The following is a 23,849-nucleotide window of genomic DNA, read 5'->3' as shown; positions in this document are numbered from 1 at the left end:
GGGGCGCGAGCGGACTCAGCGCTTCTCGAGCTCCTCGGCGACGAGGAACGCGAGCTCCAGGCTCTGCATGTGGTTCAGGCGCGGGTCGCACAGGCTCTCGTAGCGGGTGGCGAGGCCCTCTTCGTCGATCTGCTCGGATCCGCCCAGGCACTCCGTGACGTCGTCGCCGGTCAGCTCGACGTGGATGCCGCCGGGGAACGTCCCGACCGCGCGGTGCGCCTCGAAGAAGCCGCGCACCTCGTCGACGACGTCGTCGAAGCGACGCGTCTTGTAGCCGGTCGGTGTGGTGATGCCGTTGCCGTGCATGGGGTCGGTCACCCACAGCGGGGTCGCGCCGGAGTCGCGGACGGCCTCGAGCAGCGGCGGCAGGGCGTCGCGGATCGTCCCCGCGCCCATGCGCGTGATGAACGTCAGGCGCCCTGGTTCGCGGTTCGGGTCGAGCTTGTCGATCAGCGCGAGCGCCGTCTCGGACGTCGTCGTGGGGCCGAGCTTCACGCCGATGGGGTTGCGGATCTTCGAGAAGTAGTCGACGTGCGCGCCGTCGAGGTCGCGCGTGCGCTCCCCGATCCACAGGAAGTGCGCGGAGGTGTTGTACGGCGTGCTCGTGCGCGAGTCGATGCGGGTCATCGGGTGCTCGTAGTCCATGAGCAGGCCCTCGTGACCGGTGAAGAACTCGACGCGCTTGAGTTCGTCGAAGTCCGCGCCCGCCGCCTCCATGAACTTGATGGCGCGGTCGATCTCGGCCGCCATGCGCTCATAGCGCTGGTTCGCGGGGTTCTGCGCGAAGCCCTTGTTCCACGAGTGCACTTCGCGGAGGTCGGCGAAACCGCCCTGCGTGAACGCCCGGATGAGGTTCAGCGTGGATGCTGCGGTGTGGTAGCCCTGCAGCAGACGGCCGGGGTCGGCCTGACGCGAGCCCTCGGTGAAGTCGTAGCCGTTGACGATGTCACCGCGGTAGGCCGGGAGCGTGACGTCTCCGCGGGTCTCGGAGTCGCTGGAGCGGGGCTTGGCGAACTGGCCGGCCATGCGCCCCATCTTCACGACGGGCATCGACGCGCCGTACGTGAGAACGACGGCCATCTGCAGCACGGTCTTGATCCGGTTTCGGATCTGCTCGGCCGTCGCCCCGGCGAACGTCTCGGCGCAGTCGCCGCCCTGCAGCAGGAACGCCTCGCCGGATGCCGCACGGGCGAGCCGGTCGCGGAGGTTGTCGACCTCACCGGCGAACACGAGCGGCGGGAGCGCGGCGATCTGCCGGGAGATGTCGGCCACGCGCTCAGCGTCGGGCCACGTCGGCTGCTGCTTGATGGGGAGGTCGCGCCAGGTGTCGAGAGCGTGCTGCGGCATCTGCCCAGCTTACCGGCGCGGCGCGCAGCGCCGTGCCGTCATGACAGCCGCGGCATCCGCTCCTTGACCGACGACGCGTAGACGTCGTCGTACTCCTGCTCGCCCAGTCGCTGGAGGGCGACCATGATCTCGTCGGTGACCGATCGGAGGATGTAGCGGTCGTTCTCCATCCCGGCGTAGCGGGAGAAGTCGAGCGGCTCTCCGATGACGATCCCGACGCGCACGACCCGTGGGACGGTCCGGCCGATCGGCATCGCGGTGTCGGTGTCGACCATGACGACGGGGATCACCGGCACCTTCGCCTCAAGGGCCATGCGCGCAAGCCCGGTGCGCCCGCGGTACAGCTTGCCGTCGGGACTGCGGGTACCCTCCGGATAGATGCCGAGCAGATCGCCGCGCCCGAGCACCTGAAGTCCGGTGTTGAGCGACGCTTCGGAGGCCTTGCCTCCCGAGCGGTCGATGGGGATCTGCCCCGTCGCCTTCATGAAGTTCTTGGTCGCCCAGCCCTTGAGGCCGCGCCCGGTGAAGTAGTCGCTCTTCGCCAGGAACGACATCGGCCGGTCGATGAGCAGCGGAAGGAAGATCGAATCGGAGACCGAGAGGTGGTTGCTCGCGAGGATCGCCGCACCGTTGCGGGGCACGTTGGCTCGGCCCACGATCCACGGGCGGAAGACCGCCTTGACGATGGGGCCAACCACCACGTACTTCATCAGCCAGTAGAACATCGTCTGGAAGTCTATCTCCGGGGTGTCGGACCGACATCATCACCGCGTCGACGACCTTCCCGAGGCGTGCGACTGAGTCTCACTTGATACGCTACTGAATACCAAAACCCACCGGGTTCGCATGAGGTTGTGCCCTAGACTCAGGGAAAGCCGTGCCCGACCGGTACCGAAGGAGCTGCCGTGGTCCAATTCGAAGTCCCCGCGATCGTCCCCGCCGACCCCGAGGCGAACATCACCGATCTTCTGGTGAAGCGCGCCGAGGCCACCCCGAACCTCGCGCTGTTCTCCGTCCCCGACGGCTCCGGCTGGCGCGACATCTCCGCCGCCGACTTCCAGACCGCGGTCATCGCGCTCGCGAAGGGCTTCGTGGCAGCCGGCATCCAGCCCGGTGACAAGGTCGGATTCCTCGCGCGCACGACGTACGAGTGGACGCTGGTCGACTTCGCGCTCTTCTACGCCGGCGCCGTGATGGTGCCGATCTACGAGACCAGCTCCCCCGGCCAGATCCAGTGGATCATGGAGGACTCCGGCGCGATCGCGATCATGCTCGAGTCCGCTGATCACTTCGCCAAGTTCGACGAGGTGCGCGGCGACCTCCCGCTCATCCGCGACGTCTGGCAGATGCATCTGGGCGCCATCGACACGCTGACCGCCGCCGGCACGGGCGTCGAGGATGCCGAGATCGAGCGACGCCGCAACATCGCCGTCGGCTCCGACATCGCGACCCTCATCTACACCTCGGGGTCGACGGGCCGCCCGAAGGGCTGCGTGCTCACGCACAGCAACTTCGTCGAGCTCGCCCGCAACTCGGCGAAGTCGCTCGACAAGGTCGTGCAGACGCCCGGAGCATCCACCCTGCTGTTCATCACGACCGCCCACGTCTTCGCGCGATTCATCTCGATCCTGGACGTCCACGCCGGTGTGCGCACCGGGCACCAGCCCGACACGAAGCAGCTGCTGCCAGCGCTCGGCTCGTTCAAGCCGACCTTCCTCCTGGCCGTGCCGCGTGTGTTCGAGAAGGTCTACAACTCCGCCGAGCAGAAGGCCGAGGCAGGCGGCAAGGGCAAGATCTTCCGCGCCGCGGCCGCTGCCGCGATCGAGCACTCGCGACTGCTCGAAGAGGGCCAGAAGATCCCGTTCGGGCTGAAGATCAAGTTCGCCCTGTTCGACAAGCTCGTCTACGGCAAGCTGCGCGAGGCGATGGGCGGCAACGTCCAGTACGCCGTCTCGGGCTCCGCTCCCCTCGGACCCCGCCTCGGGCACTTCTTCCACAGCCTGGGCGTCGTGATCCTTGAAGGTTACGGCCTCACCGAGACGACGGCCCCTGCCACGGTCAACGTCGCCGACAAGACGAAGATCGGCACGGTCGGCCCTGTGCTCCCCGGCGTCGGCGTGCGTCTCGCCGAGGACGGCGAGATCGAGGTCAAGGGCATCAACGTGTTCCGCGAGTACTGGAACAACCCCGAGGCGACCGCCGATGCGTTCGATGACGGCTGGTTCCGCACCGGCGACATCGGCAGCTTCGACTCCGAGGGCTACCTCACGGTCACGGGCCGCAAGAAGGAGATCATCGTCACGGCCGGCGGCAAGAACGTCGCTCCGGCAGCGCTCGAGGACCCGATCCGGGCGAACCCGATCGTCGGACAGGTGGTCGTGGTCGGCGATCAGAAGCCGTTCATCTCGGCTCTCATCACTCTCGACCCGGAGATGCTGCCGACATGGCTCGGCAACAACGGTCTCCCGGCCGACATGTCGATCGCGGATGCCGCGAAGAACGAGGCCGTCCGCGCCGAGGTGCAGCGTGCGGTCGACATCGCGAACAAGAGCGTCTCGCGTGCGGAATCGATCCGCAAGTTCACGATCCTCGACACGGAGTGGACGGAGGCGAGCGGTCACCTCACCCCGAAGATGTCGATCAAGCGCAACGTGATCGTGTCGGACTTCGCCGACCAGATCTCGGCGATCTACGACGAGCCGGTGCAGACGACGAACGTCGCGATCGGCTGAGCACCCGACGAACAATGCCCCGGTTTCGGCCGGGGCATTCTTCGTGCACAGACCCCGTCTTGCCGACGAGACCCCGTCATATCGACGTGATTACGACGGGGTCTCGTCGCTGAGACGGGGTCTGTGGGAAGCAGGTGTCAGAACCAGTCGCTCTCGCGGATCTCGCGCATGGCCGTCTTGCGGTCCTGAGGAGCGAGACGCGAGAGGTACAGCATCCCGTCGAGGTGATCGGTCTCGTGCTGGAGAGCCTGTGCCAGCAGCCCCTCCCCCTCGAGCACGACCGGTTCGCCGTCGAGGTCGATGCCCTCGACCCGAGCCCACGGGTGGCGCAGCGCGTCGTGCCAGAGACCGGGAACCGACAGGCATCCCTCACCGGTCGGCACGGGCTCGCCGCGCACCTCGGTGAGGACGGGATTGATGACGTAGCCGACGTCGCCGTCGATGTTATAGCTGAACGCCCGCACCGCGACGCCGATCTGCGGAGCTGCGACCCCGGCACGGCCGGGGAGCTTCACACTGTCGACGAGGTCGGCGATGAGCGAGCGCACACCGTCGTCGATCTGCTCGACCGGCGAGCACTTCGTGCGCAGGACGGGGTCGCCGAAGACACGGATCTCGCGAACGGTCATCAGGCGGCCTTCGCCCGCAGGCTCTCGACGAGCACAGCCGCGAGCTCACGAGCCGCCTGACGCGTCTCGGGCTGCAGGTTGGCGAACACGATGGCCCCGCCGCCGGCGATCTGCGCGTCGTACGGCATCCGCACGACATGCTTGGCGCGGGTCTTGAAGTGCGCCTCGAGCTCGTTCAGGCGCACCAGAGGGCTCCCGGGCGTCGATTGGTTGAGCACGATGATGGCGTTCCGCGCCTGCTCCTCGTGGCCGTTGGTCTCGAGCCAGGTCAGCGTCTCGGACGCCAGGCGCGCTTCGTCGACGCTGAGCCCCGACACGATGACGATCTGATCGGCCAGGTCGAGTGTGGCCCCCATCACCGAGTGCACGATGCCGGTTCCGGTGTCGGTGAGCACGAGCGAGTAGTAGTGCGCGGCGACGCCGGCGACATTGCGGTACTCCTCGTCGCTGAAGGCCTCGGCGATGTGCGGATCGGTGTCGGATGCCAGCACGTCGAGGCGCGTGGAGTCACGGGCGACGATCGCGGAGAGGTCGTGGTAGCCGTTGACCTCGTCGTGGATCCTGACGAGGTCCCGCACCGACTTGCCCCCCGGGGCCCGCACGATGCGGTCGGCCAGGGTGCCGCGGTCGGGGTTCGCGTCGACGGCGATGACGCGGTCCTCGCGTGCGTCTGCGAGCGCCATGCCGAGCAGTGCGGTGACGGTCGTCTTTCCGACGCCGCCCTTGCGCGAGAGCACGGGGACGAAACGCGCGCCTCCGGAGAGGGCATTCGCGATCCGAGCGGTGAGGGCCTTGCGCTCACGTGCCCGCTTGCCGTCACCGATGTTGATGCGCCGCCCCGAGATCGAGTAGAGCAGGTGACTCCACGCGCCCTCGGGCTCGGGCTTGGTCAGCTGACTCGGGTTGAGGAGGCGGTCGGGCGTCAGCAGGTCGGCGGTCTCGCGGGACGACTGCCCGGCCTGCTCCCCGAACCGCTTGGCCGTCAACGCGATCTCGGGTGCGGGGGCTGCGGGCTTCGCGGCGGGAGCGGCAGGGGCGCCGGGAGCCACCGCTGCCGCCGGTGCGGGTGCGGCCGGTGCCGGCGCCGGGGTGGCCTCGGGCTCGTCGAGGACGTCCTCCACGACCTCGGGCTCCCCGACCGGCTCGGGCTCCTCGATGGGCACCGATTCTTCGACGGGCTCTGCCTCCTCGGTCACCTCGACCGCATCCACAGCGCTGACGGCGGCAACCGGATCCGCAGCATCCTCATCCTCGTGAGCGGTCTCGATCTCACCGACGAGGATCTCGCCTGAGAACTCGCCGTCGACGATGTCATCCTCGGTCAGGTCGTCGTCCTCGTCCGCGCTGGCGGGCAGCGTGACGCTCACCTGCGAGGTGTGCCCGAGGATGCCGAGCGCGGTCGTGTCGAGCGATGCGGCCTCGTCGAGGATGCCGAGATCGTCGTCCTCCGAGGGGGAACTGTTCTTCGATGTCACTGTGTCACTCCAAGCTTGTGCGAGCGTGTCGCCCGCACAAGATTACTTGGCGGGGGTGATCACGACCAAAAGATCCCCGGCATCGACCTGCTGAGTGGAGGCGATCGCCAGCCGCTCGATGACGCCGTCGACGGGTGCGGTGATCGCCGCCTCCATCTTCATCGCCTCGATGGATGCTACCGGTTCGCCGGCCCGCACGGACGCGCCGACGTCGACCTTGAGCGAGACCACACCGGAGAACGGGGCCGCCACCTGACCGGGCTGCGAGCTGTCTGCCTTCTCGGCCTCGTGCGTGTCGACCGCGACCGATCGGTCGCGCACGAACACCGGACGGAGCTGCCCGTTGAGGGTCGTCATGACGGTGCGCATGCCTCGCTCGTCGGCCTCGCCGATCGCTTCGAGGCCAACGTAGAGCTGCACGCCGCGGTCGATCTCGACGAGGTGCTCCTGCCCCTGGACGAGTCCGTACAGGTAGTCGGCCGTGTCGAGCACGGAGAGGTCGCCGAACAGCTCGCGCTGCTGCGCGAACTCCATGGTCGGGGCCGGGAACAGCAGCGTGTTCAGGCGCTCGCGCCGCTGCGTGCTCGATCCCGCCAACGCCGTCTCGTCGTCGGCCGAGATCTCGGTGAGTCCGGTGCGCACCGTGCGGCCGGCGAGCACCTTGCTGCGGAACGGCTCGGGCCACCCGCCGGGCAGGTCGCCGAGCTCACCCGCCATGAAGCTGACGACCGAATCGGGGACGTCGTACTTCTCGGGGTTCGCCTCGAAGTCCGCGGGATCTGCCTTGACGGCGGCAAGGTGAAGCGCGAGGTCGCCGACGACCTTGGACGACGGCGTGACCTTCGGCACGCGACCGAGGATGCGGTCGGCTGCGGCGTACATGTCCTCGATGAGCTCGAAGTCCGAGGCGAGCCCGAGCGCCTTGGCCTGCTGACGCAGGTTCGAGAGCTGACCACCCGGGATCTCGTGGTGATAGACACGTCCGGTGGGGCCGGGAAGCCCGGATTCGAAGGGCGCGTACTGGTTGCGAACGGCTTCCCAGTACGGCTCGAGGTCCGAGACGCCGGCGAGATCGATGCCGCTGTCGCGCTCGGTGTGCGCCAGCGCCGCGACGAGCGACGAGAGCGAGGGCTGACTGGTCGTCCCCGATAACGGGGCGGATGCCGCATCCACGGCGTCCACGCCCGCAGCGCTGGCCGCGAGCAGGGTCGCGAGCTGTCCGCCGGGGGTGTCGTGGGTGTGCAGGTGCACCGGCAGGTCGAAGCGCTCGCGGAGCGCGCGCACCAGCGTGGCGGCGGCCCCGGGGCGCAGGAGCCCGGCCATGTCCTTGATGGCGAGGATGTGGGCGCCGGCATCCACGATCTGCTCCGCCAGGCGCAGGTAGTAGTCCAGCGTGTAGAGGTCTTCGGCGGGGTTCAGCAGGTCACCGGTGTAGCAGAGCGCGACCTCGGCGACCGCGCTGCCGGTGGCGCGCACCGCGTCGATCGCCGGGCGCATCTGCGCCACGTCGTTGAGCGCGTCGAAGATGCGGAAGATGTCGATGCCGCTCGTCGCCGCCTCGCTGACGAACGCCTCGGTCACCGCCGTCGGGTACGGCGTGTAGCCGACGGTGTTGCGGCCGCGCAGCAGCATCTGGATGTTGATGTTCGGCAGCGCCGCCCGCAGCTTGTCGAGTCGCTCCCACGGGTCCTCGCCGAGGAAGCGGAGGGCGACGTCGTACGTGGCTCCGCCCCAGGCCTCGACAGACAGCAGACCGGGGGTCAGACGCGCCAGGTACGGGGCGGCGGCGGCGAGGTCGCGCGTGCGCACGCGTGTCGCCAGCAGCGACTGGTGCGCGTCGCGGAACGTCGTGTCGGTGATCGCGAGGGCTGACTGCTCGCGCAGGGCGCGGGCGAAGCCCTCAGGGCCCAGCTCCTGGAGCCGTTGGCGCGAACCCGCGGGAGGCTCGGCAGCCAGGTCGATGCTCGGGAGCTTCGCAGCCGGGTCGATCACGCCGGGGTGGTCGCCGTTGGGCTTGTTGACCGTGACGTCGACGAGCCAGTTCAGCAGCTTGGTCCCGCGGTCCTTTGACACGCGTCCCTGCAGCAGGTCGGGGCGTTCGTCGATGAACGAGGTGCTGATGTCACCGGCGATGAACGCGTCGTCGGCGAGGAGCGCCTGCAGGAACGGGATGTTCGTCGAGACGCCGCGGATGCGGAACTCCGCGAGTGCCCGGCGCGCCCGTCCCACGGCCGCTTCGAAGTCGCGACCGCGGCAGGTGAGTTTGGAGAGCATGGAGTCGAAGTGCGGGCTGATCTGCGCACCCTGGTGCACGGTGCCGCCGTCGAGGCGGACACCGGCGCCGCCGGGCGAACGGTAGGTGGTGATCTTGCCGGTGTCGGGGCGGAATCCCTGCGTCGGATCCTCGGTGGTGATGCGGCACTGCAGCGCGGCGCCGCGCAGATGGATGCTGTCCTGCTGCAGCCCGAGGTCGGCGAGCGTCGCTCCGGCCGCGATGTGCATCTGCGCCTGCACGAGGTCGACGTCGGTGACCTCCTCGGTCACGGTGTGCTCGACCTGGATGCGCGGGTTCATCTCGATGAAGACGACCTCACCGGCCCGCTCCCCTGCGGTCTCGAGGAGGAACTCGACGGTTCCGGCGTTCTCGTAGCCGATCGACCGGGCGAACGCGATCGCGTAGCCGTGCAGCGCGGTCCGGATGCTGTCGTCGAGGTTCGGAGCAGGTGCGATCTCGACCACCTTCTGGTGGCGTCGCTGCACCGAGCAGTCGCGCTCGAACAGGTGAACCGTCTCGCCGGTCTTGTCGGCGAGGATCTGCACCTCGATGTGGCGAGGATGCACGACAGCCTGTTCGAGGAACATGCGCGGGTCGCCGAACGCGCTCTCGGCTTCGCGCATCGCCTCGGCGAGCGCGGCCGGGAGGTCGGCCTTCTTCTCCACGCGGCGCATGCCGCGGCCGCCGCCGCCCGCGACGGCCTTCGCGAACACCGGGAAGCCGATCTCGTCCGCCTGGGCGACGAGGGCGTCGACGTCGTCGGATGCCTCGGTCGAGCGCAGCACCGGCACGCCGGCCTCGATCGCGTGCCGCTTGGCTTCGACCTTGTTGCCCGCCATCTCGAGGACGGCAGAGGGCGGGCCGATGAAGACGATGCCGTTCGCCGCCGCCTTCTCGGCGAGCTCGGGGTTCTCGGAGAGGAACCCGTAGCCCGGGTAGATCGCATCGGCGCCCGACTCGAGCGCGACCCTGATGATCTCGTCGACGCTCAGGTACGCGCGCACGGGGTGGTCGCGCTCGCCGATCTCATATGCCTCGTCGGCTTTGAGCCGGTGCTGCGACCCGCGGTCCTCATACGGGAACACGGCAACGGTCCTGGCCCCCACCTCGAACGCCGCTCGGAAGGCGCGGATCGCGATCTCGCCGCGATTGGCCACAAGGATCTTCTGGAACATGCACACCTCTGGTAGCTCGATGTGCGGCGCAGTCGACGCACATGGGGCGGGGCTGAGTGTTCTCCAAGCCTAGGGGAAGGTAACGTGGTCTCCGTGCACGTACTCAGCGTCAGCTCTCTCAAAGGCGGTGTCGGCAAGACGACCGTGACCCTCGGATTGGCCTCTGCGGCCTTCGCCCGGGGTGTCCGGACTCTCGTCGTCGACCTGGACCCGCAGTCCGACGTCTCCACCGGCATGGACATCCAGGTCGCCGGTCGACTCAATGTCGCGGATGTGCTGGCCAACCCCAAGGAGAAGGTCGTCCGCCAGGCGATCACCTCCAGCGGCTGGGCGAAGGTGCACCCCGGAACCATCGACGTCCTCATCGGCAGCCCGTCGGCCATCAACTACGACGGTCCGCACCCGAGTGTCCGCGACGTCTGGAAGCTCGAGGAGGCACTGGCCTCCGTCGAGAGCGACTACGATCTCGTGCTCATCGACTGCGCCCCCTCGTTGAACGCGCTCACCCGCACGGCGTGGGCAGCGAGCGACCGGGTCATGGTCGTCACCGAACCGGGGCTCTTCTCGGTCGCCGCCGCCGACCGCGCCCTGCGTGCGATCGAGGAGATCCGCCGCGGCCTCTCCCCCCGTCTTCAGCCGCTGGGCATCGTCGTCAACCGCGTGCGCCCGCAATCGATCGAGCACCAGTTCCGCATCAAGGAGCTGCGCGACATGTTCGGCCCGCTCGTGCTCTCCCCGCAGCTGCCGGAGCGCACGTCGCTGCAGCAGGCGCAGGGAGCGGCCAAGCCGCTGCACATCTGGCCGGGCGACTCCGCACAGGAGCTCGCCGCCGACTTCGACCTGCTCCTGGACCGCATCGTGCGCACCGGCCGCGTCCCCGTCCCGGAGACCGGCGCCCAGGCCTGATCACACGCCCCAAGACGGCAAGGCCGCGCCGAGACAGCGCGATCTCGTTGCTGTCTCGGCGCGGCCTTGCTGCTTCGCTGATGTAGGAGCGGCTGCGCGTCAGGCGGAGCGCTTGGCGCGGCGCGCGCTGAGCTCGTCGACGGGGCCCGGCGCGGTGGGGTCGAACTCCACGAGCGTGGACTCCACCTCGCGAAGGACCTTGCCGACGGCGATGCCGAAGACGCCCTGGCCGCGGCTGACGAGGTCGATGACCTCATCGTTCGAGGTGCACAGGTAGACCGAAGCGCCGTCGCTCATGAGCGTCGTTCCCGCGAGATCGCGGATGCCGGCTGCGCGCAGCTGATCGACGGCCGTGCGGATCTGCTGCAGCGAGATGCCGGTGTCGAGCAGACGCTTGACGAGCTTGAGGACGAGGATGTCACGGAAGCCGTAGAGACGCTGCGACCCGGATCCGCTGGCGCCGCGCACGGTCGGCTCGACGAGCTCGGTGCGCGCCCAGTAGTCGAGCTGGCGGTAGGTGATACCGGCGGCACGGGCTGCGACAGCACCGCGGTAGCCGACCTCGTCGTCCATCGCCGGAAGGCCGTCGGTGAAGAGGAGTTCGGTCACGAACCGCGGGTCGCCTGCACGCTCATCCGCATTCATATGACTTCCTCTCTGACGGGTTACCCCCACGCTAGAGCAGTGCCCTGCCCCGGGCAACGACATCCGCTTCGCTGTGGGGGTGTGTCGCAACCTGTTCGTTACGAAAGCACGCGGGCGAGTGCTTCTTTGACGAAGGCCGCCCTGACCTCACTGATCTTGCCCGCCAGTTCCGGACCCATCTCACGCGCCTTGCCGCGGGACGCGGCATCCGTCCTGCGCAGCAGCGCAGACATGGCCGACTCGATCAGCGACACCTCGCGCTCCGCGCTCTGGCGGACGGTCCGAAGGTGACGCGGCTCGATGCCGTGACGGTCCAGTGCGACGAGGCCGCGCAGCAGCGTGACGGTCGACTCGGGGTAGGTCTCGGCCGCCGCGATGATGCCGGTGCTGATGGCGTCGTTGAGGATCTGCGGCCCTGCTCCCGCGGCGGAGAGCAGCTCTTCACGACGGTACCGGCGCGGCGCCGGGGTGATCGAGGGCGGCGGGGCGAACGCGAGTCCGGTGTCGCCGTTCGCCTCGGCCTCGTCCAGCTGCTCGCGGATCACGCTGAGCGGCAGATAGTGATCGCGCTGGAGGGTGAGTCCGAGCCGCAGCCGCTCGATGTCGGACGGCGAGAACTTGCGATAGCCGGACTCCGTGCGCGAGGGCGTGACGATGCCCTGAACCTCGAGGAACCTCAGTTTGCTGGAGGTGAGGTCGGGGAATTCCGGGGTGAGCCGTGCGAGGACCTGACCGATGCTCAGGAGCCCCGCGGACGCAGAGCGATCGCGGGCGGGAAGCGCCGCCATCAGTCGGACGCCACCGCGAGGTCGGCGGGCGAGATGAAGAAGTTCAGACGGAACTTGCCGATGCGCAGCTCCGACCCGTTGACGAGCTCGCTGCGGTCCACGCGCTCCCCGTTGACGTACGTGCCGTTGAGCGAACGCTGGTCGATGATCTCGAACGAGCGACCCGAGCGCGTGATCTCGGCGTGACGGCGCGAGACGGTGACATCGTCGAAGAAGATGTCGGCTTCAGGATGCCGCCCGATGGTCGTGACGTCGGTGTCGAGCAGGTAGCGGGCCCCTGCCATCGCGCCCGAGCGCACGAGCAGGAGAGCCGAGCCGGTGGGCAGCGCCGAGATCGCGGACTGCTCGACCTCGGTCAGCTCCGCGCCGAACGGGACGAAGGAAAGGTCGGAGTCGTGTCCGAATGTCTGCGTGGCGTCGTGCCGCTGCTCGCCGTCGCGGTGAATCGACGCGTCGCGAGCCGGTCGGCTTTCGAAATCTGTCACGGTGGCCCTCCTTCCGATCCAGACTAACGGATCGCGCGACCGCCGAGCGAGGCCCAGTCCGACACAGCACGCGCACAAGGCCGTTTCCTAGGGTGGACGTGTGCACACCCTCACCTCACGACGCCCCCTCACCCCGTTCATGATCGCCGCAGCGCTGCTCGTCGCGTTCGCTCTCCTGCTCGCCTGGCCGCAGCCGGCGGCCGCGCACGACGCGCTCGTGGAGTCCGACCCGGCGGCCGACTCGACCATCGAGACGTTGCCGGACGAGCTCACCCTCACCTTCGGCGCCGCCTTGATCGGCGGCGAGGGATCGACCGAGGTCGTCGTGACGGATGCCGCGGGCGAATCCGTCACCGACGGCCCCGCCGAGGTGGACGGCGCGATGGTGACCCAGCCGTTGACCGCCGGCGGCGAGGCCGGCGAGTACCGCGTGCTCTGGAAGGTCGTCTCCAGCGACGGGCATCCGACGGATGGCGAGTTCCGCTTCACCGTGACCACCGGTTCGGCGCCCGAGACCGCGGCGCCGTCGGCGACGCCCACCGAGAGCGCGTCGAGCGAGCCGAGCGCGTCGACGGCTCCCCCCGCGGAGGAGGGAACGCCCGCCGACGGCGACTCCTTCGTGCGCAATCTGCCCTGGATCATCGGCGGCATCATCCTGGCGGCAGGACTCGGTGCGCTCATCGCCGTGTTGTTGGCGAAAAGCCGCCGCGAACCGGGTGCGGCGGAACAGCACGACGCCGGGTCGGACGACCCTGCAGAGCGATAGGCTTGAGGCATGCCACACTACGACGTCGTCATCCTCGGCGCGGGCCCCGGCGGGTACGTCGCCGCAGTCCGCAGCGCACAGCTCGGCCTCTCCACCGCGATCATCGAAGAGAAGTACTGGGGCGGTGTGTGCCTCAACGTCGGCTGCATCCCCTCCAAGGCTCTGCTCAAGAACGCGGAACTCGCCCACACCCTCAACCACAAGGCCGACTTCTTCGGCATCTCGGGTGACTTCACGATCGACTTCGGCAAGGCGTTCGACCGCTCCCGCGAGGTCGCCGAGGGCCGGGTCAAGGGCATCCACTTCCTCATGAAGAAGAACAAGGTGACCGAGTACAACGGTCGCGGCACCTTCACCGGCCCGAAGGCGATCTCGGTCGCGAAGGCCGACGGCTCCACCGAAGAGGTCACGTTCGACAACGTCATCATCGCGACCGGCTCGAAGGTGCGCCTGCTCCCCGGCGTCGAGCTCAGCGAGAACGTCGTCACCTACGAGGAGCAGATCCTCACCCGCGAACTGCCCGAGTCGATCGTCATCGTCGGCGCCGGCGCCATCGGCATGGAGTTCGCCTACGTCCTCACGAACTACGGCGTGAAGGTCACGATCATCGAGTTCCTCGACCGCGCGCTCCCCAATGAGGACGCCGACGTGTCGAAGGAGATCACCAAGCAGTACAAGAACTACGGCGTCGACATCCTCACCTCCACCAAGGTCGAGAAGGTCGTCGACAACGGCTCGTCCGTCACCGTCACCTACACCGGCAAGGACGGCCAGCAGGCATCCATCGAGGCCGGCAAGGTTCTCATGTCGGTCGGATTCGCGCCGAACGTCGACGGCTACGGACTCGAGGCGACCGGCGTGAAGCTCACCGAGCGCGGCGCGATCGACATCGACGACCACATGAAGACCAACGTCGACGGCATCTACGCGATCGGCGACGTCACGATGAAGCTGCAGCTCGCGCACGTCGCCGAGGCGCAGGGCGTCGTGGCGGCCGAGACCATCGGCGGCGCCGAGACGCAGACGCTGGGCGATTACCGGATGATGCCGCGCGCGACCTTCTGCTCGCCTCAGGTCGCCTCGTTCGGCCTCACCGAGCAGCAGGCCAAGGACGAGGGCCACGACGTCAAGGTCGTGACGTTCCCGTTCATGGCCAACGGCAAGGCGCACGGCCTGGGCGAGCCGGTCGGCTTCGTCAAGATGGTCGCGGATGCTGAGCACCTCGAGCTGCTCGGCGCCCACATGATCGGACCGGACGTCTCCGAGCTCCTCCCCGAGCTGACGCTCGCGCAGAAGTGGGACCTCACCGCTCTCGAGCTCGCCCGCAACGTGCACACGCACCCGACGCTGTCGGAGGCGCTGCAGGAGGGCTTCCACGGACTCGCGGGCCACATGATCAACTTCTGATCCGTCGCCCGAACGGCCCGGCCAGGCATTGCCTGCCGGGCCGTTCGTCGTCTCAGCCGAGGGAGTCGAGCGTCTCCGCGACGACCTCTGCGACGACTCCGGCCGAGGCATCCCGATCGGCCGGGACGAGGCCGATGCGGGTGCGGCGATCGAGCACGTCGTCGGCGTCCAGCGCCCCCTCGGCGCGCACCGCGAAGGCGACCTCGGAGCGGGTGATGTCGATGCCCTCGGCCACCGTCTCGGCGGCGCCCTTACCGCCCGCCGCGAGCACCGACGGGGCCTCTGCGCCGTAGCGGGCGCGCAGCGACGCCGACGATCTCCGGGCGGTCGCGGCGCCGCTGACCGGCACCGGCGAGTCGGGGGCGCCGACCAGCGGGAGCCGGTGGGTCCGGCAGGGCGCGGCATCCAGGCCGGCATGGCGGGATGCGAGGTCGACGGCATCCTGCGCCATCGCCCGGTACGTCGTGAGCTTGCCACCCAGGACGCCGACGACGCCGTTCGACGAGACCTCGACGCGATGGCGCCGCGAGATGTCCGCCGTGGAGGACCCGGCTCCGGACTCGATGAGCGGCCGCAGGCCCGCGAACGTGCCTCGCACGTCGCCGCGCGTCAGCGGCCGGTCCAGCGCCTGGGAGAGCGTGCCGAGCAGGAAGTCGATCTCGTCCGCCGTCGGCTGCGGGACCTCGGGGATGCCGCCGGGCGCATCCACGTCCGTCAGCCCCACGATCACGCGCCCGAGCTGCACGGGCAGCGCGAAGACGAAGCGGCTGATCGACCCCGGATGCGGCACGGTCAGCGCCGCCGTCGGGTTGCCGAGCGTCGCGGCATCCAGGACCAGATGCGTGCCCCTGCTCGGCCGCAGACGGATGTCCGGATCGAGGCCTCCGGCCCACACGCCCGCCGCATTGACGACGGCGCGGGCGCGCACCCGGACCGAGCCGCCGCCGAGCTCATCGTGCAGCGTGGCCCCCGAACCGTCGACGTCCGACGCGCGTGTCCTCGTGAGGATCATCGCGCCGTGCGCAGCCGCGGTGCGGGCGATCGCGACGACGAGCCGCGCGTCGTCGACGAGCTGCCCGTCGGTGCCGACCACACCACCGCGGAGTCCTCGTCTGCTCAGCGCCGGGAACATTGCGACCGCCTCTGCCGGTGACGCCCGATGCGGTCGCGGCAGGACGCGTCCCGGTGTTCCGGCGACGCGGCGCAGACCGTCCCCCAGCCAGAACCCGATCTCGCCGACGGTGCGCTGCGTCGTCGAGACGCCCTGGACGAAGGGCAGCAGCTGCGGGAGGGTGCGGGTCAGGTGCGGGGCGGTGCGGGTCATGAGCAGGTGCCGTTCGACCGCGCTCTCCCTCGCGACGGCAACATCGCCGGATGCCAGATAGCGCAGACCGCCGTGCACGAGCTTCGAGCTCCAGCGGCTCGTGCCGAACGCGAGGTCGTGGGCCTCGGCGAGGATGACGGACAGGCCGCGGCTCGCGGCATCCAGAGCGACGCCGGCACCGGTCACCCCGCCGCCGATGACGAGCAGATCGACCTCGTCGCCGCCGGTCATCCGATCCCATTCGCGGATCCTGCGCGTCGCGTTCAGCATCGCCGAGGATCGGACACCGGTGTTCATGGTCGCAGGTATCCGTCCATCGCACGGGTGAGTTCGGTATGCCATTCCGCCTCGCCGATCAGGGCGGAGACGGCGTTGTGCGAGAGCACGGCGGACTGCACGATGAGCAGCATCATGACCGACATGTCGTCGGCATCGCCGGGCCTGACGGTACCGCCCCGCTGGGCGTGCACGATGGCATCGGCGAGCCATCGCAGCATGACGCGCTGGCTCGTGCCGACCCGCTCCAGGCTGTACTGCGTGAACGCTTCCGGCTCGCTCGCGAGCAGGCTGCCGAACACGGCATCCTGCCGGAAGGCATCCGCGAAGCGCACCGCCTCGGCGACGAGCTCGGCCCGTGTGCTCACGGCGGTCTCGAAGCCGCTCAGGAGCAGGACCGTCCGGCGCAGGAGCGCCGCCCGCACGACCTCGTCGACGCTCGACCAGCGCCGGTAGATGGTGGGCCGGCTGACCTTCGCCTCGCGGGCGAGCTCGGCGATCGTGAGCCTGGCCGTTCCCCGCGCGGAGATCAGAGCGGCGGCCCGGTCGAGGATATGCGCGTCCGTGGTATCCCACGACGGCAGATCCGCACGGACCTCGCTGCGGGCGGGGGGCTCGCTGCTTGCTTGACGATCTTCCACAATGTGTCACACTGTAACGCATGACGACGGAGACCACACCTGCCGCGATGATGCGTTGGAACGGATGGGGCGACCCCGACCTCGCCAAGGATCTGCCGCTCGCGGTGCGCGCACTGCTGCCGACGGTGATCGGGCGCGTGCAGCGTCCGCAGCCCGCGGTCTCCCTCGCCGACGTCCGCATAGCGCCCTCCGCGCTCACGGACGACGACCGGCGCGCGCTCGCCGACATCGTCGGCGACGCGCACGTGAGCACCGACGACGAGACGCGCATCCGGCACGCGGGCGGGCGATCGACGATCGACCTCGTCCACCGGCGAACGCCCGATCAGGAGGCTCCGGATGCCGTCGTCTCCCCCGCCGGTCACGACGAGGTCGCCGGCGTCCTGCAGTCCTGTGCGGAGCGCGGGCTGGCCGTGATCCCGTTCGCGGGCGGCACGAGCGTCGTCGGCGCCCTCGATCCGGAGCGCGGGACGCACCGGGCCGTCATCGCGCTGGACGTGCGCCGCCTGAGCGGCCTGCTGCACCTGGACGGGATCAGCGGCGAGGCGCGCTTCCTCGCCGGCACCACCGGCCCCGAGGCCGAGCGGCTGCTCGCCGAGCACGGCTTCGAGCTGGGGCACTTCCCGCAGAGCTTCCTCTACGCCACACTCGGCGGGTTCGCGTCGGCGCGCTCATCCGGCCAGAACTCGGCGGGCAACGGCCGGTTCGACGCGATGGTCACGGCCGTGCGCGTCGCGACCCCGACCGGCGAGGTCGCGCTCGGCGGCGCGCCCGGAACGGCAGCTGGGCCCGATCTGATGCGCGTGTTCCTGGGCGCCGAGGGCATCCTCGGTGTGATCACCGAGCTGAGTCTGCGCGTGCACCGCGTGCCCGAGACGCGCCTGCACGAGGGATGGACCTTCCCCGACTTCGCCACGGGCGTCGACGCCCTGCGGCGCGTCGCCCAGCTCGGCACCGGGCCCACGGTGATCCGTCTGTCCGACGAGGCCGAGACCGGGATCGGACTCGCGCAGCACGGCAGGATCGGCAAGGCCCTGTCGAAGGGATGCAGCGCCGTCACCGTGTTCGAGGGCCACCCCGACGTGGCCGCGGCCCGTCAGGCCCTGACGGCGAAGGTGCTGACGGATGCCGGCGGGCGTTCCACCGGGCCGGAGCCCGCCGAGGAGTGGGCGAACGGCAGGTTCGGCGCCCCGTACCTGCGCGACGCGCTGCTCGACCACGGCGTGTTCTGCGAGACGCTCGAGACCGCGACGCTCTGGTCGAAGGTCGCCCAGGTGAAGACGGCGGTCACGGAAGCTCTCCGCAGCGGATTCGCCGATCATGACGCGAAGTCGCTCGTGATGTGCCATATCTCGCATGTGTACCCCACGGGGGCCGCCCTCTACTTCACGATCATCGGCAACCTCAAGGGCGATGTCCTCTCCGACTGGGATGCCATCAAGTCCCGTGTGAACGATGCGATCCTGCAGGCCGGCGGCACGATCAGCCACCACCACGGCGTCGGGCGCGACCACGCGCCCTGGCTGGCGCACGAGATCGGCGACGGCGGCATCCGCATCCTGCGAGCGCTGAAGGCCGAACTGGATCCCACCGGCATCATGAACCCCGGCGCCCTGCTGCCGGTCGGGGCGGGCTGACGTGCCGCGCATCCATGTTCTGGGCAATCCGGATGCCGGGCGCGGCAAGGGCGCTGCGCGCACGGATGCCGCGATCGCACGGCTGCGATCGCACGGCATCGACCCGGTCGTGCACCAGGGGTCATCGGCCGCGGATTCCCGGCGCCTCGCCGCCGAAGCGGTCGCCGCGCGTCCGGACGCCCTCGTCATCGTCGGCGGCGACGGGACGCTGGCGACCGTGGTCGACGTGCTGACCGGATCCGGCGTGCCGCTCGTCCTCGTCCCCGCCGGAACCGGCAACGACCTCGCGCGTTCCCTGGGGATCCCGTACGACTCGGCCGAGAGCGCTGCCCTTGCCGTCGACGCCGCGGTCGCCGGCTCCCCGCACTCGCTCGACGTCGGCGAGGCGATCTGCACCGACGCGAGCGCCCGCTTCCTCACGGTGGCCGCCCTCGGCTTCGATGCGAAGGTCAGCGAGCGCACGAACCTGTTGCGCTGGCCGCGCGGCACAGCGCGCTACTACCTCGCGCTGCTGATCGAGCTGTTCCGTCTGGCCCCGATGCGCTTCTCGCTGCGCATCGACGGCGAGGACGCCCGGGTCTCGGACGGGACCCTCATCGCCGTGGGCAACATTCGCAGCTACGGCGGAGGAATGCCGGTGTGCCCCGGCGCCGACCCGCATGACGGACTGTTCGACATCACGCACGTCGGTCCGGTGGGCAGGCTCAAGCTGCTGCGGCTGTTCCCGCGTCTGCTGCGCGGCACGCACGTCCAGTTGCCCGAGGTGACGACGATGCACGGACGCGAGATCGAGGTGTCGGCGCCAGGACTCGTGGTCTACGCCGACGGCGAGCGCATCGGCACCGGCAGCGCCCGCATCCGTGTGCTGCCCGGAGCGCTGACCGTGCTGCTGCCGCGGTGACCGAGCCGGGCCCTCAGTCCGCGAACACGCTGAGCTCGCCCGCCACCGCCGTCCCGTCCCGGACGAACAGGGCTGGTCGCCCCATCGGGGCATCCACGCTCTCGCGCGTCACGGACGAGGCCTCGCCGAACACTGCACCGGTCCAGATGTTCTGCCATCTTCCCGGAGGGAAGGCCACGTCGACTGTCGTCGCACCGGCGGAGAGCACGGGTGCGAGCAGGACATCGGGCCCGAGCTGAAGCTCCTCGTCCGCGATGCCGTCGAGCCCGGCATCCGGAGCGAGCATCCACGGATGCTGCACGGCGTCCGCGAGCCCGCCCTGCGCCGCGAGCCGTTCGCGCTCCGGACCGAGCGCCACGAACACCCGGGTCAGCTCGGCGAGCTGCGCGGCCAGCTCCGCATCCTCGGCCGGCTGAGCCGACACGGCGGGCCGGTTGCCCTCATGCGTGCGGAGAACCGGCTGCAGCAGCGACGCCTCCGCCCAGCGGATGACGAGCTCGTCGTCGCGGACGGGATCGGGGATGACCGGCAGATCGATACTCGTGTACCCGCCGATATCGCCGTGCACCTGCGCCATGCCGCTCGCGGACAGCGACTGCGTGAGCGTGACGGTGGAGGCCAGGCCGTCCTCGCGCGACCAGTCCTGCGTCTGATCGCCCAGCCACAGCGCGTCGGCCGCACCGGCCGAGCGGGTTCCTCCGCTGCGGTGCCAGACGAAGCCGTCGGCCTCGAGCCCGGCGATCTCGAGCGCACGCCGATTCACGTCCTGCCAGAGCACGGGCCACCGCACCCGCCAGTCCGCCCCTGACCCGCCGGCGAGCACGGCGTCCGGAGGCGGCCCCTCCGCGAAGTCCGCCATCCAGCCGGATGCTCCGGCCCCGGCCACCTCGTCGGCGATGACCCGCGCCAGCCACTCCCTGGCATCGGCGTCGGAGAGATCGACCATCGCCGCAGTGAAGCCGTGCTGATCGATGTCGAGCACGGCGCCGCCCTCGTCCAGCGCCAGGTATCCGGCGGCTGCGGCCTCGGCGTACAGGTCGCGTCCGCCGCGGGCAGACGCTGCCGCACCGCTGTCCACGGACAGGGAGGGATTGACGTAGGTGAGGACGCGGATGCCCTGGGCCTCGAGGTCTGCGACCAGCTGCTCCCAGCCGGGGTACTGCTCGTCGTCGAGGCTCCAGTTCCATTGCAGACGCTCTCCGAAATCGGTGGTCCGGCGCCCGACCCAGTCCTGCAGCCACACTGCGGCGAGCGGCACATCCGCCGCCTGCAGGGTGGCGACCTTCTCCCGCACCTCGTCCGTGCCGCCCTGGATGCCGGCGATCAATCCGGTCCGCGTCCATGCCGGCGGAGGTTCGGCTGCGCCTGCCCAGGCCGACTGGATCGCCACGACGTCCGCGGGGGTCGCAGCAGCGGCAAGCGAGAAGTCGGCCGTGCTGCTCCAGACCTCCCAGATCACGAGGTCGTCGGGGCGCAGGTCCACCGAGGAGAACGCGTCGCCGCGGTAGACGAGGCTGCGCGAGAGGCCTGTGACGTTCACGGCGCTCGGGAGGTAGGTGGTGTCCTGCCCGCCGGCCGAACTCGCCGCGAGGTCGACGAGGAACGACAGCGGCTGCTCGCCCCGCCCGATCCCCTGTTCGCGCGGGATCATCGGCACGCGGTCGCCACGGAGATCCCACCCGGCCGACTGCGCCCCCAGCCCGTGGACGCCTTCGCCGTCGTCCAGCGCGGCGGTGAGATAGACGCGGTTCGCGGGCTCGGACACCGATATCTCGGCATCCAACCGCCCGGGCGCGCCCTCGCGGAGCCGGAGCGTCCATGTCACCGAGTCGACGTCGTCGAGCGTTCCGCTGAGCGCGAGCGCCCCCTCGGAGTCGACCTCCGCCGCCGTGACGTGCTGCGTGTTCCAGATGGCGTCCTGGTCATCGCTCACCCGGACGAGTCCGAGGTCGTCGATATAGCTCGCGCGTCCCTGGGCGGCTGTGAGGAACGCCTCGCCCGGAACCGTCTGCCACACCGATGCCGCCGCCTGCGGATGCGTCACGTGCAGGGCCTCATCGAGCACGATCGTGAACTCGCCGATCCGCCACTCGCCGTCCACCCCGTCGACGATGAGGTCGCCGCGAGGCGGATCCGCGAGCTGCGTGGCCGACTGCGGCAGCTGCACGGCGACGAAGACGCCTCCGAGGATCGCGGCGGCACCGACCAGCGCGAGAACCGCGAGCCTGATCCGGCGCCCGACGCGCCGACGACGAGGTGGCGCGGCTGCGGTGTCGGTCACACGCTCAGTATAGGTTCGGGGCCGTCGCTCACCCCTGAAACAGAGGGGGCTGCGTCAGAAGCCGAGGGCGCGGGCGAGTTTCGAATCGGATGCCGCGGCACGGGCCCCGGTGGCGAAGACGGCCGTCTCGATCGCCGAGAACAGCGCGTCGCGGCCGGTCTCGTCGGCAGGAGCCGCAGGGCCGAGCTCCACTTCCCACTCGCGCCATTCGCGCTGGACGCCCTGTCGCAGGTCGGTGGCGCGGACGCGGTCGTCGACGAACTCGGCGACGACACCGCCGGGGCCTGTGAGCAGGTAGGCGGTGCGCTGGTTCTCGATGCGGGCGAGCGGCGTCAGAGCATCCGTCGTCCAGTGTGCGAGCGCTTCAGCGACGGCATCCGGGACGGTGTCTCCCTCCCCCAGCGGCCAGGCGATCTCGAGCCGACCGTCGCCCTCGCGCGGTCCCTTGATGTGCCAACCGGCGTCGGGGCCTCCCGTGCGCCGGCGCACGGCGACACCGGCGCGGGCGAGAGCCGTGTCAGCGGTGTCGAAGTACCGGGCGTCGAGTTCGCGCGACTCGCCCTGGTCGACCGCGGCGTCCAGACCGCTCCAGTCGGGCAGCGGCGTCGCAACGTCGACGTCGTACTTGCGCTCGATCTCGACGGACCGCGCGCCTTCAGTCATCGCTGAGCGTGAGATCTTCGAGCGCCTCGTCGAACCAGTAGTCGATCTCGGTGGGGCCGTCGCTCTCACCGGTGTTCTGCGCGTCGCCGCGTCGGTTGTAGACCACCTGCGTCTCGCTGTAGGGGACGATCAGCTTGTCGTCGGCATCCTCGATGGGGATGATCTGCCCGTCGAGCGGGCCGCCGTGAAGTCGTGCGATTGCCATGAGCACACAATAGCCCTCTTAAGCCTCCGCGACACCGCTCACGGGTGGCGGGTCATGACGCGGCCTTCTCCGTGGGCTCGGACTTTTCAAGCTGACCGATTCGTTGTCGGCTGACGCCGAACGCGGCAGCCGCGGCCTCGGCGGGGTACCCACGCGCGCGAAGTGCCCGAACCGCGCTGCGACGAAGTACCACGGCGCGCGCCTGGGCGGCGCGGGAGGTCTCCTCTGCCTCTTTTCCATCCCTCCAGAGCTTCGCGATCTCGTCAGGCACGTCGACCTCGACATCGACCGCTACGGCGCTGTCGTCATCGAGCCATGCAGCCGCCAAGTCGTGCGCCGCCTTGTCGATTCCGCGGTAGGTCGTAGCGGCCCCCGTAGCGACGATGGTTCGTCCGTTGGGGCCGGGGGAGGTGAGTTCGGGAATCTTGATCGTCCACCATCCGTCATCGTCACGGTATGCGTGTGCCCGAATCCTGCGAGCCTCGGTCATCGCCGTCGTTCCTCTCAGTTCCAGTTCCGTGGCGTGTCCGGGAACACGTCTTGAATCTGCTTCACGACGCCCGCGGAGACCTCCGTGAGCTGCGACCGATAGGATCCGGGCGCCGTCCTTCGACTTCCAGATTTCGTGACTGCCCTTCGTGCGGGCGATCTCCCAGCCTTGCGACCGGAGAAAGCGTGACACATCACGGTACTTCTGCCGCTTCGTCACAACTCTACGCAACCCCCTCTAGCGCTTCAATGCAAGCCAGCCTGGCATTTTTGCGCATAGCTCATCCGATCGCGATCCCCAGCACCGCACCGATGATCATCCACGGGCCGAAGGCGATGCGCGTCGAACGGTTCGCACGTCTGAGCGCCATGAGCGCGAGGGCGTAGAGCGCGCCGAGGACGAAGGCGGCTGCCGCACCGATCACGAGCACCTGCCATCCGTGCCATCCGAGCACGAGGCCGATGAGGGCGGCGAGCTTCACGTCTCCCCCGCCGATGCCACCCCGGCTCATGGCGCGCAGCACGAGGTAGAAGCCGCCGAGGATCAGCATGCCGGCCAGCGCACCGATCAGCGCCGTCGTCCGCCATGTGACGAGGGCGTCGACGGCGACGAGGGCGAGGGATGCCGCGAGCGCCGGCAGCACGATCCGGTTGGGCAGCCGGTGCGTGCGGGCATCGATCGCCAGCAGCCACACCCCGATGCCCGCGAGCCCCAGGTGCACGACGATGACCGCGAGGTCGTACGGCGAGACGGAAGACATGTCGGAAGGCTACGAGAAACGATGCCGGCGCGGACGGGGCT

The 23,849-nt window shown here is 69.6% G+C and carries 21 protein-coding genes and 1 pseudogene; 6 read left to right on the top strand and 16 right to left on the bottom strand.

Translation table 11 applies throughout. The features are described 5' to 3' along the window. Positions 1 to 15: 15 nt before the first annotated feature. Positions 16 to 1,347: a class II 3-deoxy-7-phosphoheptulonate synthase gene (locus KEC56_RS09305; RefSeq protein ID WP_227530750.1), complete on the bottom strand. Its 1,332-nt coding sequence runs from the start codon at positions 1,345 to 1,347 to the stop codon at positions 16 to 18. A 38-nt stretch (positions 1,348 to 1,385) separates the two neighbouring features. After that, on the bottom strand, positions 1,386 to 2,072 hold the full coding sequence (locus KEC56_RS09300) for a lysophospholipid acyltransferase family protein (protein WP_175988033.1): 687 nt from the start codon (positions 2,070 to 2,072) through the stop codon (positions 1,386 to 1,388). Positions 2,073 to 2,252: 180 nt separating this feature from the next. On the opposite strand from KEC56_RS09300, the gene KEC56_RS09295 reads away from it, so the two are divergent. After that, entirely contained in the window at positions 2,253 to 4,079 is a 1,827-nt protein-coding gene (locus KEC56_RS09295) for an AMP-dependent synthetase/ligase (RefSeq protein WP_227530749.1), read from the top strand. A gap of 137 nt (positions 4,080 to 4,216) precedes the next feature. On the opposite strand, the gene def is transcribed toward KEC56_RS09295, so the two are convergent. The 3 genes from def to KEC56_RS09280 are packed head-to-tail and all read right to left on the bottom strand — an operon-like array spanning position 4,217 to position 9,633. After that, positions 4,217 to 4,708 (bottom strand): peptide deformylase, encoded by a 492-nt coding sequence (gene def / locus KEC56_RS09290; RefSeq protein ID WP_227530748.1) that lies wholly within the window; start codon positions 4,706 to 4,708, stop codon positions 4,217 to 4,219. Continuing rightward, complete coding sequence (locus KEC56_RS09285; protein WP_227530747.1) at positions 4,708 to 6,183, bottom strand: MinD/ParA family ATP-binding protein; 1,476 nt, start codon at positions 6,181 to 6,183, stop codon at positions 4,708 to 4,710. The genes def and KEC56_RS09285 overlap by 1 nt, the downstream gene beginning before the upstream one ends. Positions 6,184 to 6,225: 42 nt before the next feature. Beyond that, a complete protein-coding gene (locus KEC56_RS09280) occupies positions 6,226 to 9,633 on the bottom strand; it encodes a pyruvate carboxylase (RefSeq protein ID WP_227530746.1) in 3,408 nt (1,135 codons plus the stop codon). Positions 9,634 to 9,726: 93 nt separating this feature from the next. Between KEC56_RS09280 and KEC56_RS09275 the strand changes: the two genes are divergently transcribed. Beyond that, positions 9,727 to 10,539 carry a ParA family protein gene (locus KEC56_RS09275; protein WP_175988125.1) on the top strand — a complete coding sequence of 271 codons (813 nt, stop codon included), beginning with the start codon at positions 9,727 to 9,729 and terminating at the stop codon, positions 10,537 to 10,539. Between the two features lie 99 nt (positions 10,540 to 10,638). Here KEC56_RS09275 and KEC56_RS09270 read toward each other — a convergent pair whose 3' ends face one another. From KEC56_RS09270 to KEC56_RS09260, 3 genes are all read right to left on the bottom strand, one after another. Beyond that, positions 10,639 to 11,184, bottom strand: coding sequence for a MerR family transcriptional regulator (locus KEC56_RS09270; RefSeq protein WP_276573127.1), 546 nt, complete (start codon positions 11,182 to 11,184; stop codon positions 10,639 to 10,641). Positions 11,185 to 11,282: 98 nt separating this feature from the next. Beyond that, positions 11,283 to 11,972 carry a transcriptional regulator FtsR gene (ftsR, locus tag KEC56_RS09265; protein ID WP_175988021.1) on the bottom strand — a complete coding sequence of 230 codons (690 nt, stop codon included), beginning with the start codon at positions 11,970 to 11,972 and terminating at the stop codon, positions 11,283 to 11,285. Continuing rightward, positions 11,972 to 12,457, bottom strand: a complete 486-nt coding sequence (locus KEC56_RS09260) for an FHA domain-containing protein (protein WP_227530745.1) — start codon at positions 12,455 to 12,457, stop codon at positions 11,972 to 11,974. The genes ftsR and KEC56_RS09260 overlap by 1 nt, the downstream gene beginning before the upstream one ends. A gap of 100 nt (positions 12,458 to 12,557) precedes the next feature. Here KEC56_RS09260 and KEC56_RS09255 point away from each other — a divergent pair, with 100 nt between their 5' ends. Both KEC56_RS09255 and lpdA read left to right on the top strand, forming a co-directional pair. Continuing rightward, complete coding sequence (locus KEC56_RS09255; protein ID WP_227530744.1) at positions 12,558 to 13,223, top strand: copper resistance CopC family protein; 666 nt, start codon at positions 12,558 to 12,560, stop codon at positions 13,221 to 13,223. 9 nt (positions 13,224 to 13,232) lie between these two features. After that, positions 13,233 to 14,630: a dihydrolipoyl dehydrogenase gene (gene lpdA / locus KEC56_RS09250; protein ID WP_175988019.1), complete on the top strand. Its 1,398-nt coding sequence runs from the start codon at positions 13,233 to 13,235 to the stop codon at positions 14,628 to 14,630. 52 nt (positions 14,631 to 14,682) lie between these two features. Here the strand turns inward: lpdA and KEC56_RS09245 are convergent, their stop codons facing one another. Continuing rightward, on the bottom strand, positions 14,683 to 16,251 hold the full coding sequence (locus KEC56_RS09245; protein ID WP_227530743.1) for a glycerol-3-phosphate dehydrogenase/oxidase: 1,569 nt from the start codon (positions 16,249 to 16,251) through the stop codon (positions 14,683 to 14,685). Next, positions 16,248 to 16,871 carry a TetR/AcrR family transcriptional regulator gene (locus tag KEC56_RS09240; RefSeq protein WP_227530742.1) on the bottom strand — a complete coding sequence of 208 codons (624 nt, stop codon included), beginning with the start codon at positions 16,869 to 16,871 and terminating at the stop codon, positions 16,248 to 16,250. Before KEC56_RS09240 ends, KEC56_RS09245 begins: the two co-directional genes overlap by 4 nt. A 20-nt stretch (positions 16,872 to 16,891) precedes the next feature. On the opposite strand from KEC56_RS09240, the gene KEC56_RS09235 reads away from it, so the two are divergent. Together KEC56_RS09235 and KEC56_RS09230 are read left to right on the top strand one after the other, a co-directional pair. Then, positions 16,892 to 18,508 carry an FAD-binding oxidoreductase gene (locus KEC56_RS09235; RefSeq protein ID WP_227530741.1) on the top strand — a complete coding sequence of 539 codons (1,617 nt, stop codon included), beginning with the start codon at positions 16,892 to 16,894 and terminating at the stop codon, positions 18,506 to 18,508. Between the two features lies 1 nt (position 18,509). Then, positions 18,510 to 19,409, top strand: coding sequence for a diacylglycerol/lipid kinase family protein (locus KEC56_RS09230; protein WP_175988018.1), 900 nt, complete (start codon positions 18,510 to 18,512; stop codon positions 19,407 to 19,409). 13 nt (positions 19,410 to 19,422) lie between these two features. Here the strand turns inward: KEC56_RS09230 and KEC56_RS09225 are convergent, their stop codons facing one another. From KEC56_RS09225 to KEC56_RS09200, 6 genes and pseudogenes are all read right to left on the bottom strand, one after another. After that, the gene (locus tag KEC56_RS09225; protein WP_227530740.1) at positions 19,423 to 21,690 is read right to left on the bottom strand and encodes a TIM-barrel domain-containing protein; all 2,268 of its coding nucleotides are present in this window, start codon (positions 21,688 to 21,690) and stop codon (positions 19,423 to 19,425) included. Positions 21,691 to 21,744: 54 nt separating this feature from the next. Beyond that, a complete protein-coding gene (locus KEC56_RS09220; protein WP_227530739.1) occupies positions 21,745 to 22,353 on the bottom strand; it encodes a CYTH domain-containing protein in 609 nt (202 codons plus the stop codon). Further along, complete coding sequence (locus KEC56_RS09215) at positions 22,346 to 22,558, bottom strand: response regulator (protein WP_175988010.1); 213 nt, start codon at positions 22,556 to 22,558, stop codon at positions 22,346 to 22,348. Before KEC56_RS09215 ends, KEC56_RS09220 begins: the two co-directional genes overlap by 8 nt. Positions 22,559 to 22,610: 52 nt before the next feature. Next, positions 22,611 to 23,048 carry a hypothetical protein gene (locus KEC56_RS09210; protein ID WP_227530964.1) on the bottom strand — a complete coding sequence of 146 codons (438 nt, stop codon included), beginning with the start codon at positions 23,046 to 23,048 and terminating at the stop codon, positions 22,611 to 22,613. Between the two features lie 93 nt (positions 23,049 to 23,141). Then, positions 23,142 to 23,240, bottom strand: a pseudogene (locus KEC56_RS14110) (type II toxin-antitoxin system HicA family toxin); the annotation flags it as partial. Positions 23,241 to 23,328: 88 nt separating this feature from the next. Continuing rightward, positions 23,329 to 23,808, bottom strand: a complete 480-nt coding sequence (locus KEC56_RS09200; RefSeq protein ID WP_227530738.1) for a prepilin peptidase — start codon at positions 23,806 to 23,808, stop codon at positions 23,329 to 23,331. Between the last annotated feature and the right edge of the window lie 41 nt (positions 23,809 to 23,849).

Origin of the sequence: Microbacterium tenebrionis (genome assembly GCF_020682665.1) — a bacterium.
Lineage (GTDB): Bacteria > Actinomycetota > Actinomycetes > Actinomycetales > Microbacteriaceae > Microbacterium > Microbacterium tenebrionis.
The sequence above is the reverse complement of the archived record's forward strand: the minus strand, read 5'-3'. Positions and strand labels throughout refer to the sequence as shown.